16 protein-coding genes are annotated in these 13,541 nt (G+C 65.3%); 11 read left to right on the top strand and 5 right to left on the bottom strand.

Going from position 1 to position 13,541, the window contains the following annotated elements:
• Positions 1-16: 16 nt before the first annotated feature.
• Positions 17-1,036 carry a 4-hydroxy-3-methylbut-2-enyl diphosphate reductase gene (locus tag NL241_RS27515; protein ID WP_487692909.1) on the top strand — a complete coding sequence of 340 codons (1,020 nt, stop codon included), beginning with the start codon at positions 17-19 and terminating at the stop codon, positions 1,034-1,036.
• A gap of 25 nt (positions 1,037-1,061) precedes the next feature.
• Here NL241_RS27515 and NL241_RS27510 read toward each other — a convergent pair whose 3' ends face one another.
• Positions 1,062-2,198: a DUF6542 domain-containing protein gene (locus NL241_RS27510; RefSeq protein WP_487692910.1), complete on the bottom strand. Its 1,137-nt coding sequence runs from the start codon at positions 2,196-2,198 to the stop codon at positions 1,062-1,064.
• 83 nt (positions 2,199-2,281) lie between these two features.
• Between NL241_RS27510 and ychF the strand changes: the two genes are divergently transcribed.
• The 6 genes from ychF to NL241_RS27480 all read left to right on the top strand — a co-directional run bounded on the left by ychF (position 2,282) and on the right by NL241_RS27480 (position 7,557).
• Positions 2,282-3,373 carry a redox-regulated ATPase YchF gene (gene ychF, locus NL241_RS27505; RefSeq protein ID WP_494395578.1) on the top strand — a complete coding sequence of 364 codons (1,092 nt, stop codon included), beginning with the start codon at positions 2,282-2,284 and terminating at the stop codon, positions 3,371-3,373.
• A gap of 186 nt (positions 3,374-3,559) precedes the next feature.
• Positions 3,560-3,958 carry a GNAT family N-acetyltransferase gene (locus NL241_RS27500; RefSeq protein WP_487692912.1) on the top strand — a complete coding sequence of 133 codons (399 nt, stop codon included), beginning with the start codon at positions 3,560-3,562 and terminating at the stop codon, positions 3,956-3,958.
• A 425-nt stretch (positions 3,959-4,383) separates the two neighbouring features.
• Positions 4,384-5,157: an alpha/beta fold hydrolase gene (locus tag NL241_RS27495; protein WP_494395577.1), complete on the top strand. Its 774-nt coding sequence runs from the start codon at positions 4,384-4,386 to the stop codon at positions 5,155-5,157.
• A gap of 637 nt (positions 5,158-5,794) precedes the next feature.
• Positions 5,795-6,106: a CPCC family cysteine-rich protein gene (locus NL241_RS27490; protein WP_494395576.1), complete on the top strand. Its 312-nt coding sequence runs from the start codon at positions 5,795-5,797 to the stop codon at positions 6,104-6,106.
• A 37-nt stretch (positions 6,107-6,143) separates the two neighbouring features.
• A complete protein-coding gene (locus tag NL241_RS27485; protein ID WP_494395575.1) occupies positions 6,144-6,533 on the top strand; it encodes an ester cyclase in 390 nt (129 codons plus the stop codon).
• A gap of 316 nt (positions 6,534-6,849) precedes the next feature.
• Entirely contained in the window at positions 6,850-7,557 is a 708-nt protein-coding gene (locus NL241_RS27480; protein WP_494395574.1) for a PE-PPE domain-containing protein, read from the top strand.
• A gap of 2 nt (positions 7,558-7,559) precedes the next feature.
• On the opposite strand, the gene NL241_RS27475 is transcribed toward NL241_RS27480, so the two are convergent.
• A complete protein-coding gene (locus NL241_RS27475) occupies positions 7,560-8,234 on the bottom strand; it encodes a guanylate cyclase (RefSeq protein WP_494398402.1) in 675 nt (224 codons plus the stop codon).
• A gap of 53 nt (positions 8,235-8,287) precedes the next feature.
• Between NL241_RS27475 and NL241_RS27470 the strand changes: the two genes are divergently transcribed.
• A complete protein-coding gene (locus tag NL241_RS27470; protein WP_487692916.1) occupies positions 8,288-8,449 on the top strand; it encodes a hypothetical protein in 162 nt (53 codons plus the stop codon).
• Here NL241_RS27470 and NL241_RS27465 read toward each other — a convergent pair.
• Entirely contained in the window at positions 8,446-9,054 is a 609-nt protein-coding gene (locus tag NL241_RS27465; RefSeq protein WP_487692917.1) for a TetR/AcrR family transcriptional regulator, read from the bottom strand. The two genes, NL241_RS27470 and NL241_RS27465, sit on opposite strands and share 4 nt — an antisense overlap.
• A 171-nt stretch (positions 9,055-9,225) precedes the next feature.
• Between NL241_RS27465 and NL241_RS27460 the strand changes: the two genes are divergently transcribed.
• Entirely contained in the window at positions 9,226-9,864 is a 639-nt protein-coding gene (locus NL241_RS27460; RefSeq protein ID WP_494398401.1) for a maleylpyruvate isomerase family mycothiol-dependent enzyme, read from the top strand.
• On the opposite strand, the gene NL241_RS27455 is transcribed toward NL241_RS27460, so the two are convergent.
• On the bottom strand, positions 9,865-10,815 hold the full coding sequence (locus NL241_RS27455; protein WP_487692918.1) for an alpha/beta fold hydrolase: 951 nt from the start codon (positions 10,813-10,815) through the stop codon (positions 9,865-9,867). It abuts the gene before it with no gap.
• A gap of 33 nt (positions 10,816-10,848) precedes the next feature.
• Positions 10,849-11,484 (bottom strand): TetR/AcrR family transcriptional regulator, encoded by a 636-nt coding sequence (locus tag NL241_RS27450; RefSeq protein ID WP_494395573.1) that lies wholly within the window; start codon positions 11,482-11,484, stop codon positions 10,849-10,851.
• A 482-nt stretch (positions 11,485-11,966) separates the two neighbouring features.
• Here NL241_RS27450 and NL241_RS27445 point away from each other — a divergent pair, with 482 nt between their 5' ends.
• Positions 11,967-12,677 (top strand): MlaE family ABC transporter permease, encoded by a 711-nt coding sequence (locus NL241_RS27445; RefSeq protein WP_487693004.1) that lies wholly within the window; start codon positions 11,967-11,969, stop codon positions 12,675-12,677.
• A gap of 10 nt (positions 12,678-12,687) precedes the next feature.
• Positions 12,688-13,536, top strand: a complete 849-nt coding sequence (locus tag NL241_RS27440) for an ABC transporter permease (protein WP_487692920.1) — start codon at positions 12,688-12,690, stop codon at positions 13,534-13,536.
• The last annotated feature ends 5 nt before the right edge of the window (positions 13,537-13,541 follow it).

The raw sequence follows: 13,541 nt of genomic DNA, 5'->3' as shown, positions 1-13,541 counted from the left end.
AAGTACCCTGGAGCCCATGCCGCCAACCGTCAACATGGGGATTCCCGGTGCCACCGTCTCGGTCGCTCGATCTTCTGCGGGGCAGGCGGCGGTGAAGCGAGTCCTTCTCGCCGAACCTCGCGGCTACTGCGCCGGGGTGGATCGGGCCGTCGAAACGGTGGAACGCGCGCTGGAGAAGCACGGAGCTCCGGTGTACGTGCGCCATGAAATCGTGCACAACCGCTACGTCGTCGACACCCTGGCCAAGGCCGGGGCAGTGTTCGTCGAGCAGACCGACGAGGTACCCGAGGGCGCCATCGTCGTTTTCTCGGCCCACGGTGTGGCCCCGACGGTTCACGAAGAGGCCGCTGCCCGCAATCTGCAGACCATCGACGCCACCTGCCCGTTGGTGACGAAGGTGCACAACGAGGCCAAGCGCTTCGCGCGCGACGACTACGACATCCTGCTCGTCGGTCACGAAGGCCACGAAGAAGTGGTCGGCACCGCCGGCGAGGCGCCCGACCATGTTCAGGTGGTCGACAACCCGGACGCCGTGGACAAGGTCACCGTGCGTGACCCGAACAAGGTGATCTGGCTGTCGCAGACCACCCTCAGCGTCGACGAGACCATGGAGACCGTGCGGCGGCTGCGGGAGAAGTTCCCGACGCTGCAGGATCCCCCGAGTGACGACATCTGCTACGCCACCCAGAACCGCCAGGTGGCGGTCAAGGCGATGGCACCCGAGTGTGAACTGGTGATCGTCGTCGGTTCGAAGAACTCGTCGAACTCGGTGCGTCTGGTGGAGGTGGCGCTGGGCGCCGGATCCCACGCGGCTCACCTGGTGGACTACGCCGAGGACATCGACCCGGCCTGGCTGTCCGGGGTCACCACCGTCGGCGTCACCTCCGGTGCCTCGGTGCCCGAAGTGCTGGTGCGGGGAGTGCTCGAGCGGCTGGCCGAATACGGTTACGACACCGTGCAGCCGGTCACCACCGCCAACGAGACCCTGGTGTTCGCGCTGCCGCGCGAGATCCGGCCGTCGCGCCGCAGCAACTGATCGCCGCTCGCTTGGCCTTGATCGCTCAGCTGTCGTAGCGCCAGCGATCCGAATCCATGCTGTGCCGCGCCGTGGTGCGCGGGCGGGTGCGGTGCTCGACGCGATCGTCACCCTCGTCGGAGCCGCGGTAACGCACCCGCGACACCGGGTGGTGGGTGCTGCCCGATCCGCTGCCGGCCGCAGGCCGCCGGGGCCGCGGCGGGGGAGCGTCGTAGGACTCTGACGGCTCGTAGGACTCATACCGGTTGGGTCGGCGACGCGGCCGTTCGTACAGATCGGAATCCCGGGGATCGCGATCACGCGGATCCCGCTCCCGGGAGCGGTACTCCCTCGACGACCGCGAGCCGGGCTCGCGGGGTTCTCGTTGCTCCCGTGGGGGGCGGGGGCGGCGCCGCGGTGGTTCGTCCTGCTCGCCGAGATCGCGGGCGGAACGACGGCGCCGGGGCGGCTCGGCATCCAGGTCGTCGATCGGCGGGCGGGCGTGCCGCGAGCGCGTGGGCGGCGGCCGCTTCGGGTTCCGGCTGCCCGCGGTGCGACGGGTGCCGCTCTTGCGGGCGGTCGCGGCAGAACGCTCGACACCGTGCGCGCGGGGGCGCGGCGTGGACTCGTCGGCGTCGTCGAGATCCCCGGGGTCGGTGCCGTTGATCAGCGCTGACAGCTTGGCGCGCAGGCCGGCGAAGGCCGGCTTGGCGTCGTCGCCGGCGCTGTCCTGGTCGGCCTCCGGGGCGGCGTGGGAGCCGAAGTACCAGCGAGCTGCGCCGATCACCAACACCGCCACGGACGTGGTGAGCATCAGCAGGAACCGTTCAATCAACGGGTAACCGCAGTTGATCAGGATGTCTTTGATGCCGTTGATGCTGGCGCTGTTGAACAGGTAGTAGGCGCTCGGGACCGCGACGAACAACAGCAGCGGTGGCTGTACCACCGCGGTGAAGACGCTGTTCTGGCGCACGGCGAGCACGGCCGCTACACACCCGATGAAGTACAGGGCGCCGAAGACCGAGGTGAGCTCTTTGTTGCCCGAGCCGGCGTCGAACGCGAACCCGATGGTGGTGGCTGTCACGGCGATGACAACGGCACCCCACCACGGCACACCAGGGAAATTCGGGTGGGCCGAGCGGTGAGTGGCCGGCGTCCGCGACCTCGCTCCCTGCACTGACACACGTCGACCGTACCGGCTTTGTATGCGCGACGACGCCCAGCGGGCGTCTACTCCGCATGTCGAGTCTCTACACTTTGGGTCCTGTGAGCTTGAACCTGGGAATCGTGGGCCTGCCCAACGTCGGAAAATCGACGTTGTTCAATGCGCTGACGCGCAACAACGTGCTGGCCGCCAACTATCCGTTCGCGACGATCGAGCCCAATGAGGGTGTCGTGCCGTTGCCCGATCCCAGGCTCGGTGAGCTGGCCAAGGTCTTCTCGTCGGAGAAACTGGTGCCGGCAACTGTGACGTTCGTCGATATCGCAGGCATTGTGAAAGGGGCCTCAGTCGGGGAGGGGCTGGGCAACAAATTCCTGGCCAACATCCGCGAATCCGACGCCATCTGCCAGGTGGTCCGCGTCTTCGCCGACGAGGACGTCGCCCACGTCGACGGCCGGGTCGATCCGAAATCCGACATCGAGGTCATCGAGACCGAACTGATCCTCGCGGATATGCAGACGCTGGAGAAGGCGGTGCCGCGGCTGGAGAAGGAGGCCCGCAACAATAAGGACCGCCGCCCGGTGCACGAGGCGGCGGTGGCGGCGCAGGAAGTGCTCAACAGCGGCAAGACGCTGTTCTCGGCTGGTACCGATGTCTCGTTGTTGCGCGAGCTGAACCTGCTGACCACCAAGCCGTTCCTTTACGTCTTCAACGCCGATGAGGCGGTTCTGACCGACGAGTCGAAGGTGGCCTCGCTGCGCGAGTTGGTGGCCCCGGCCGACGCGGTGTTCCTGGACGCCAAGATCGAAGCCGAACTGGCCGAGCTCGACGACGAGTCCGCGATGGAGCTGCTGGAATCGATCGGCCAGACCGAACGCGGCCTGGATGCCTTGGCGCGCGCCGGTTTTCACACGTTGAAGCTCCAGACCTATCTGACGGCCGGCCCGAAGGAGGCCCGGGCGTGGACCATCCACCAGGGTGACACCGCGCCCAAGGCAGCCGGGGTGATCCACACCGATTTCGAGAAGGGCTTCATCAAAGCCGAGATCGTGTCCTATGACGACCTGATCGCCGCCGGGTCCATGGCCGCCGCCAAGGCCGCCGGCAAGGTGCGCATGGAGGGCAAGGACTACGTGATGGCCGACGGCGACGTGGTGGAGTTCCGCTTCCAAGCAACGTCTGGTCACCAGAAGTAAGGCGCGAGGGTGGCTCGCAATATCAGGCAGGCAGTCGCAGCAGACCTGGATGAAGCCTCCCGAACACTCGGTGCGGCATTCGAGTCATACCCCTGGACGCGATGGTCGATTCCAGCAGACGACTATGCACATCGACTCGAACAGCTACAACGTTTGTACCTGGGCTATGCACTCGATGAGGGCCTCGTGCTGGTCACCGACGATCTGCACGGCGTGATCGCTCTGCTGCCGCCGGTCACGTCTCCACCGACAGACGACTTCCAGGAACAGGTGGCCAGGTTGCACGGAGAGCGACTGGCACTAGTTGCGCAGGTCGGTATTCCGGCTCAACCGGAAGGTGCCTGGAACCTGGCCACCCTCGGAGTCCATCCGAGTAGTCAAGGCGAGGGTGTTGGTGGCGCGATGATTCGGGCCGGGCTGAACGCGGTTGACGTCACGCACTCGGGACACTGTGCCTGCGTCGCCTTGGAGACCTCTGATGAGCGGAATGTCCGACTCTATGCACGAGCCGGGTTCGAGGTGACTGCGACGACACTCATCGAGCACGGGCCGGCGGTCTACTCGATGGTGCGTACCGAGGCATAGATGAAGCGAGACGTGGTGGAGTTTGCATGGAGTCGTAAAACCCTGCGGACCTCTCGTAGTCGAGCACGGCGAACTCGACATGACTGCAGTACCACCCCGGCTATTACGCGGTCTTTTCTTCGACGATCCGATCAATGGGATCCATCGGGAGTTGGCCTGGGTACTCAGAATTCCGAGCCCCCGCCAGGTCTTGGCGTACTACCGGGCACTTCGTGGGTTTGCGAGGGACCGCCAAGATCTGGCGAACACGGTGTCTGGCCTCATCTTGCAGTCAAAGCGCCGACTCCCGCGACGATGACGAATTCGGCCCTGACGATGAGAGGGGACGTGGTGGAGTTCCGGTTCGGAACAACGTCTACGTCAAAGAGCAAGACATAGGATGGCGCGCCCGCGCAAATTGAGCCCCATCGGTGGGAAACTGTCGTATGCCCCCCGGCAAGTCCCCGCTCGTCCTACTGCATGGCCTTGCAATGTCGGGCAACGCATGGCGCGAAGTCGTCCCGCTCGTAGGTGCCTATCACGAAACACATGTACCGACAGCTGCGGGCCACCGAGGCGGTCCCTCGGTGCAGCGACGCCCCGCAACGATGACCGACATAGTCGATGCGGCCGAGAGGTACCTGGACGAATGTGGCCTTGATCGTCCCCATCTTGCTGGCAATTCGATGGGCGGATTCGTAGCCATAGAGCTGGCCCGGCGGGGTCGTGCAGCGACCGTCTGCGCCTTCTCTCCGGGCGGATTCTGGGCGTCTGGCGACGGCTTCCAGCAGCGAGCGTTCGGCAGACTGCAACGGGGCATCGCGCTCGGTCGTCGCACGCGTCCGCTCCTCCCCGTGATCTACAGGTCGCCGACGTTGCGTCGGCTCATCTTGCGCGACGTGGCCTGCCACGCGGATCGGATATCGGCGGCCCGCGCCCTCGAGTTCATCGACGACGGGATCGGGTGCTCAGTGCTCGCTGACCTGTGCGCCGCCGAATGGCTCGTCGAGAAGGTGGACCCGCCACCATGTCCGATCACGGTCGCTTGGGGTGAGAAGGAGACTCTGCTACCGGCTGGGGTCCTCGGCGAGATTGAACCCCTCCCGCATGCGTCGGTGAAAATATTGCCGGATGTCGGTCACGTCCCGATGGTGGACAATCCGGGATTGGTGGCTCGCACCATATTGACCACCACTGGTGCTGTCCACAGTAAGGATTAATAGACGGCGACCCGGTGGAGTTCCGCTTCAACGTGTAGGCGCGGTCGCGGCCCCGGCAGGACAACCAATCGCCTGCAGGTCGTCATCAAGTGTTGACGGTCGCGAGTCGGTAGTCAGGCCAGACCGCGGCGAGTCAAGAGTCGGTGTCTTCCCTTGAGTGTCAGCGATTGATGACGCCGCGCGAACGTCTGTGTTCACGGGGCATGGTGCCGCGTAAGCGACTGGCGGCGGTCCGGTGATTGCGGGGGAGTCGCGGCGTTGTCCGACGACGGCATGCCGTGGAGTTCCGCAATCGCCTACAGGTCGTCATCACATGTTGACGGGTTTGCAGTCGATGGTCAGCCGTTGATGACGCCTCGCGAACGTTTGGGTTCACTGAGCACGGTGCTCAGGCGAGTGTGACACCCGCGCTTCCTGCCGTCGTGGAGCGCATCAATGATGCGCATGGGGGGTGTCGCATGCGGACCACCGTCACGAGGACTTCAGACGCTGATACAAAGCGGGCGGCGTCTTGCGCCGCTCAGTAGAGCGGATTAGCGGCCAAGGCTGCGTCCGCTCACGGAGGTGTCGGTAACGATTGACATTGCTGGACATCGCTATTCGGCGGAGGTGAGATTCAACGTCCAGGCAGCAACAGATGTATCCCTGCGTGTGTTGCAGGCACCTGACGGTTCCGGAACCGCCCGGGCATTTCTCCCTCTGCGGAATCTGCTTCTGGGAGGACGACGTTATCCAGCTTCGTTGGCCGACCATGAGCGGTGGGGCAAATGATGCAGATGAGATCGTCGAGGTTGGGCGGCGACAGCTGGATGAGGCGCGTGACCGTTTCGAGTCGCCGGAGTCGCAGCCCCAAGCGGACTGGCCTGACGACAGCACCGTGCTCTACTGGTGGCGGCCAACCTACTGGAGGCGCGTCCCGCGACGCGTGGCGTGCCGGTGGTCGGGTTGAACGTGGGCCACTTGCGAGCGATGAGATCGGGATAGCGGTGGGAAAACAAGATCTGCTCGCGGTCTACCGCGACTACCTGGCTTGCCTGAACGCACGACGGTGGGACGAACTCGAACGTTTTGTGGGCGAGGAGGTGGTCCACAACGGAAGACTGCTGGGTCTGCGTGGCTATCGGGCGATGCTGGAGGCGGACATCGAGGCGATACCAGATCTCCGTTACGTACCCGAGATCCTGATCGCCGACGATCGCGTGGTGTCCTGCAGACTCTTGTTCCACTGCACCCCGCAGCGAGAATTCCTCGGATTCGCGCCCACGGGTGGGCGAGTCTCGTTCTCGGAGCACGTCTTCTACGCGTTTCGCGAAGGGCGTATAACGGAGGTCTGGTCACTGATCGACAGGGAAGCAGTTCGCGCACAGCTGTCGTGACGTGGTGTGGCGTTGCCCGGCGAGGCTGCGGGCTGTGCGGAAGTGGTTGCGAGAGGAGCTGTTCAGACAACTGCAGATTCCCAGCAACGGTCGGGGTGCGAGCGCGGTTCGCCAACCCGTGTGGTCCAACCCGTGCCGCGGAGTTCTGCAGCATGGGTTGGCAAATCGAATCTGCCACAATGTATTTGCGCTGTCAGGTAGGCCGTGGCGCCGCGGCCCCGAACTTGGGTCAAAACCGCCGCAACCTCCCGTCACACTCTTAGTGTTGACGGCGATTGAATACGAAGAGATGTTCACCCGCGCAAAGTGAGAAGCGATGAAGCGACTGGCGGTTGCCACCGCGGTGGCGGCAATGGTGTTCACCATGTCACCGTCAGCGCATGCCGAGGTCGACTACGGGATGGGCTCGGGGGCACGCGTCGCCGCGCTGGCCGGGGCGTTCGGGACGCCGCAGGTGACCATGCGGCAGTTGCAGGGCAAGGTGTGTGCCGCGCCGAATGTCTGCGAGCCGGTGTATTACTTCAACCCCGGGTCGTTCCTCGGCGGGAACATGGGTTTGATGAGCCTCAACGACGGCGTGGCGAAACTCGACCAGTGGGTCCGCGCCACGCCGGGAAAGAAGATCGCCTACGGCCACTCGCTCGGCTCGTCGGTGATCTACAAGTGGCTGCGACTGCATTCGGCCGACCCGAGCGCGCCGCCTCCGAGCGAGCTGAGCTTCATCACCAGCGGCGCCCCGGAACGTCGGGGGACCGGGTATGTCTACAGCGACCCCACCGGCTTGTATGACTACCGCAAGCAGGAAGGGTTCGGCATCCCGGCCGACACCCCGTATCGGGTCGTCGATGTGTGCCGCAAATGGGACGGCTGGTGCTACTGGATACCGGGTGACGGCCGCTGTGAGAACGGCCGGAACCAACTCCACATCGACTACACCATGGTCGACATCAACGACCCCGTCATGGAGGTCTCCGTCGAAGGCAACGTCACCTACGTACTGGCCCCGACGCCAGGATGGGACTGACGCTAGGTCAGAACCGAAATCTCCTTGCCCAATTCATATCCCGGAACCAGCGGCAGCTCGTCGCCGCTCCAGAACGAGCCTGGGTCGAAGTAATTCTCGCGCTTGTCGGTAGAGATCAACCCCATCTCCTCGTAGGTGATGGCGACGGTCTCAGCACAGTACGCGGTCTCCAGAGCGGCACGGCGGGTGACCTTGCTGCGCTCGGCGGACTCGCGGACCCGTCTGTGTACCAACGGAAGTCCGCGAGTCCAGTCGCTGACCGTGGGCAGCCGGCCGCGTATCCACCGGCCGGTCAAGCGCGCGGTGGTGGGGAAAGCGGTGCCGTCCATGCGGGCGATCACCCGTAGCATCGCGTCTTCCTGCTCGCGGGTGGCGAACGGGGTGAGCTGTCGCAACCAGCACCGCTGCCCGTACTTCGTCGCCCACTGCTGCACGGCGGCGCGCAGGTCATTGAGCTGAACGCCGCGGTGATGACTGCCCGTCCACATGTCCAGCAGTGTGTCGCCCAGTTCGGCATGCCAGATCAGCGGCGGCAGGTCGTCGATCGCGACGGTCATGCCCACGTGGTTGACCGGCGCGTTGGTCAGGGTCTGAATGGCCCGGTCGGGGCCAGACCCGCCGCGGAACAGCCAGAGGTCACCGGTGCGGGTGACCTCGAGGGCGTTCTCCAGGGACACGCTGTGGTTGCCGGTGCTCGCGCTCACCCCGGCAGCTTAGGCACACTGAGCGGGTGCGCAACGTGTGGAAATGGATCGGCCTGGCCGGTGTCGTCGGGGTGGCCGCCGGTGGGGTGCTCGTCGCCCGTGACCAACGCAGGCGAAACGCGTACACACCGAATGAGATCCGGGCTCGCCTGCACCAGCGGCTGGCCGAGTCGCAGGACACCCCCTAGCTGGTCTCGAGTGCCCGCACCCACAATCGGGTCAGGGTCTCGATCAGCAGTTCACATTCCACGGGCTCCCGGGCATCGATGATCGCCGCGTGCACCTGCGCTTCGATTCCGGAGACCACCATCGACGCCACCAGCTTGCGGTTGGTCTTGGCGACGTCGAGTCGCTCGAAATGCCGCTCCACCTCGTCGGCGATCGCCGCGTTCGCGGCGCGCAACCGCTTCAGCAGTTCTTCCGAGCGGGGAGCGCTGTCGTAGAGCAGTCGGTGCAGCTGAGGCTCCTCGACGTGCAGGCGCACGTTCACTTCGATACCCGCCCGCAGGGACTCTTCCAGCCCCGGCGCGGATTCCCGCAGCCGCGCGAACACGGCCATCATCGACTCGCGGGCACCGGCGAGGTGACGTTCGGCCAGGGAGTACAGCAACGCGTCCTTGTCCGGGAAGTAGTGATACAGGGTGCCGATGGAGATGCCGGCCGCTTCGGCCACCTTGTTGGTGGTGGTGCCGGTGTAGCCGCGTTCCTCGAATGTCTTGGCGGCGACATCGAGAACGCGTTCGTAGGTTTCGCGGGACCGTTGCTGTCGGGGGGAATTTCGTGGTTTTGGCATCGAGTTGTATTTACTTCTGGGAGTACGATCTTCGTGATCGGTGCTCACGTCGCTATCGGCAAGGTACCCCACCCGGCAACCGCAGCGCACCAACTCTCGTTTTCAACTATCTGCGCGCAATCGCGGCCTCGGTGAACGGGTATCGGTAGCACTGTGAACCGAATCGACGTCATGGAAATGGCGGCCGCGGAACGGACTGATCTCGCGCGGTTCGTGGAGAAATTGACGCCGCAGCAATGGATTGCGCCGACTCTGTGCTCTGAATGGCGGGTGGGCGAGGTGGTGGCCCATACCGTGGGGTTCGACGGCCTGAGTCCGTGGCAACTGGCGGCGGTGTTCTTGCGGGGGCGGCTGTGGGTGGACCGGATCAACGCCATCGAAGTCGCCCGGTTCAAGGAGTTGTCGCCTGAACAACTGGTGCAGCGGGTACGTGCCCACGCCCACCCAACCGGCCTGGCTTCGGGTTTCGGCGGGAGAATCGCGTTGACCGACAACATGATCCATCATCAGGACATCCGCCGACCGCTGGGTTTGCCACGCGACATCCCGGCGCCGCGACTCGTCGTCGCGCTGGACTTCGCCCGCTGGGCTCCGCTGATCCGGGGGGCGTGGCGGGCCCGGGGTCTGCGTTTGACGGCCACCGACCTGGACTGGGCGGCCGGATCCGGGCCGGTGGTGCGCGGCACCGGGGAAGCGCTGCTGATGGCGATGGCGGCCAGGCCGGCGGCAGTGGCCAATCTCGACGGCCCGGGCGTGCCGACGCTTGCCCGGCGCATCGCTCAGCCTGCCCGGCCCGCCGCGGGGCGTTGATCAGCCGCGGGTGACGAACTGCACGACGGCCTCACTGAAGGCGTCGTTGTCGTCCCCGGCGGCGGTATGACCCGCACCGGACAGCTCGACGAACTCGGCCCGCGGCACCTTCTGCAGGAAGTCGTTGACCCCTTCGGTGCTCACCACATCGGAGAGCTTGCCGCGGATCAGCAGGATCGGGATCTGCAGGCCCATGGCGGCGGCTTCCAGCTTGTCGGCCCGCTCGAAGGGATCGTCGGCGGGTTTGGTCAGGAACGCGGGATCCCAGTGCCAGTACCACCGGCCGTCGCGCAGCCGGAGGTTCTTCTTGAGGCCTTCAGGGCTGCGCGGTTTGGTGCGATGCGGCAGGTACTCGGCGACTGCATCGGCAGCGTCTTCGAGCGAGTCGAAACCGTGCACGTGGTTGAACATGAAATCCCGGATCCGGGCGCTGCCGGACTTCTCGAAGCGTGGCACGACGTCGACGAGGACGAGCTTGGCGACGCGCTGCGGGCCGGCCTGGCTGGCCACCAGGATTCCGGTCAGCCCGCCCATGCTCGCCCCGATGATCACCACCGGGGCACCCACCTGCTCGATCAGCGCGTGGACATCGGCAGCCAGGTTCTCCAGTGCGTAGTCGGCGTTGGGGGAGCGGTCGCTGTCGCCATGGCCGCGGGTGTCGACGGCAACCACGTGAAAGTCGCGATCGGCGAGGATCTGCCCGGTCTTCTTCCATGAGTGCCGGTTCTGCCCGCCGCCGTGCAGCATCAGGACCGTGGGATGTTCGGCCCGCGCGGTGTTGTAGGCGCGCGGCTCCTCTTCGCGCAAGCGCTCATCGGCCCGCGCGGTGTTGTAGGCGCGCGGCTCCTCTTCGCGCAAGCGCTCATCGGCCCGCGCGGGACCCCTCCACTCGTCGGCAACCAGCGTGATCCCGTCGGCGCCGGAGAATTCGACGGTCTGTGGTGTGTTCACGGGCGTCCTCTCGATTGCCGCAGGCACCCGACGTTACTGCCCGCCGCCGCCGGCCTGGGGGAGCAGCCGCGTCAGGTGCGCGACGGCCGCATCCATCACCGCAGCCGCGGTCTCGTCGTCGTCACACGTCATCACCTGCGCCGCGGACTCGGTGAGTACCGCGATCAACACCCGGGACAGCAGTGCGCCGGCCGCCGAGGTGTCGAGATCGAGTTCGGCGAGCCAGTCGCGGAACCAGTCGTGCATGCTGTCGCGCCGGATGCGTTCATATCCGGGCGGCACGTCGCCGGCCGACAGGATCACCGCGATATCCCGGTGGGTCCAGATGGCTTCCAGGTAGCCGCGGGCTTGTACACCGAACGACGCTTCTGCCCCGGTGTTCGCGATCTGGTTCTCGACGGTGACGCTGAGCCGGTCGTGGATCGCCAGGAACAGTTCGCACTTGCCGCCGAAATGGTGGTAGATGCTGCCGATGCTGGCACCCGAGGCGGTGACCACCTCGCCGATCGTGGCGGCGGTGAAACCATGCGCGCGGAATACGTCGGCGGCGGCATCGAGAATGCGTTGTTGAGTCGCGCTGGTTTTGGCCCACCGCCTGCGCTTGATCTTGACACGTGTCAATTGTGCGGGCGCGCCCGAAACGCCATCGGCGGTGGCGGGCGCTGTCATGGAGGGACGCTAACTCTTCGTCATCATTCAATGGCGAAATGCGAAATAGCGTTCTAGAACCGTGACCATTTGTGGTCCCAATTTGTCATTGTTCAATTGTCGGTCCGCATTTTCGACAGGGAATTTGCTGTTCGATTCCGCGGCGAGCACGTGTGATCCAGATTGCCCAGAGCCTGCACCTCGCTGCGCTCGGTGTGCGAAGATCGCAGGCGTCACTGGGTGCCCGGAGAGGTCTGTCCGTCGAGGTCAGGCCAAGTGTTGCTCGGCGCGAAATGCGTGGTGTACGTTCTTCGGGCGGTCTGTGTCATGAGTCACAGTTTTAACGCAGGAAGAGGTTCTGTGTCGGAAGGAAATCAGCGGCTCATGCGATTGATGCAGATCCGGCCGGCGCAGTGGGTTCGGGTCAGTATCGGCCGGGCCGCCTAGTGGCCACGCCCGAAGTGATCGCCAAGCCGGTCCGGTCTGTCGGCGGCTTCTTCGCCATGGCACTGGACACCTTCGTCGCGATGTTCCGGACGCCGTTCGCGTGGCGGGAGCTGATCCTGCAGACCTGGTTCGTGGCCCGGGTGTCGATCGTGCCCACGCTGATGCTGTCGATCCCGTTCACGGTGCTCCTGGTGTTCACGTTCAACATCCTGCTGGTCGAGTTCGGCGCTGCCGACTTCTCCGGCACCGGAGCCGCCATCGGCACCGTCACCCAGATCGGGCCGATCGTCACGGTGCTGGTGGTCGCCGGCGCGGGTGCCACCGCCATGTGCGCCGACCTCGGTGCCCGCACCATCCGCGAAGAACTCGACGCCCTGCGCGTCATGGGGATCAACCCCATCCAGGCCCTCGTCGTACCCCGCGTCCTGGCGGCCACCATCGTGGCGCTGATGCTCTCGGCGTCGGTGGTGGTGGTCGGCATCGCCGGCGGGTTCTTCTTCTCGGTGTTCGTCCAGCACGTCACCCCGGGCGCTTTCGTCGCCGGACTCACGCTCATCACCGGTCCCGCCGACGTCATCATCTGCCTGGTGAAAGCCACCCTGTTCGGTCTCTCTGCGGGCCTGATCGCCTGCTACAAGGGCATTTCCGTAGGCGGTGGCCCCGCCGGTGTCGGCAACGCGGTGAACGAGACCGTGGTGTTCACCTTCATCGCACTGTTCGTCATCAACGTGCTGGCGACCGCGGTCGGCGTGGAGGCCAACGTATGAGGGTGCAAGCATGACGGCCGTCCATGGAAACAGTCCACGTCTGCAGCGCACGTTCCGGAGCTGGTCAGACGGCTGGAACCGGATCGGGCTGCAGACCAAGTTCTACGGCTACACCCTCAAAGGCATCGTCGACGCCTTCCTGTACTACAAGACCGAAATCGTCCGCCTCATCGCACAAATGGGCCTCGGTGCCGGTGCCCTGGCCGTCATCGGCGGCACCATCGCCATCGTCGGCTTCCTCACCCTGTCCACCGGTGCGCTGGTGGCCGTCCAGGGGTACAACCAGTTCGCCACCATCGGCGTCGAGGCCCTCACCGGCTTCGCCTCCGCATTCTTCAACGTGCGCCTGATCGCGCCGCTGACCGCGGGTGTCGGCATGGCGGCCACCATCGGCGCCGGTGCCACCGCGCAACTGGGCGCCATGCGGATCAACGAGGAGATCGACGCTCTCGAGGTCATCGGTATCCGCACCATCGCCTACCTGGCTTCGGCGCGCGTGATCGCCGGTGTGGTCGTGGTGATCCCGCTGTACTGCGTCGCGGTGCTGATGTCGTTCCTGGCCGCGCGGGTGGGCACCACTTTCATCTACGGCCAGTCCACGGGTGTGTACGACCACTACTTCCGGACGTTCCTCAACCCCGTCGACCTAATCTGGTCGTTCCTGCAGGCGATCATGATGGCCCTGGTGATCATGCTGGTGCACACCTATTACGGCTTCACCGCCTCCGGAGGTCCCGCCGGAGTGGGTGAGGCGGTCGGTCGCGCTGTGCGCACGTCGCTCATCATCGCCGCACTGGTGACCGTGATGATCTCACTGGCCGTGTACGGCCAGTCCGGCAACTTCAACCTCTCCGGATAGGGCCG

It is taken from the genome of Mycolicibacterium sp. SMGY-1XX, assembly GCF_059132455.1.
This window is presented reverse-complemented; position numbering and strand designations above follow the sequence as displayed.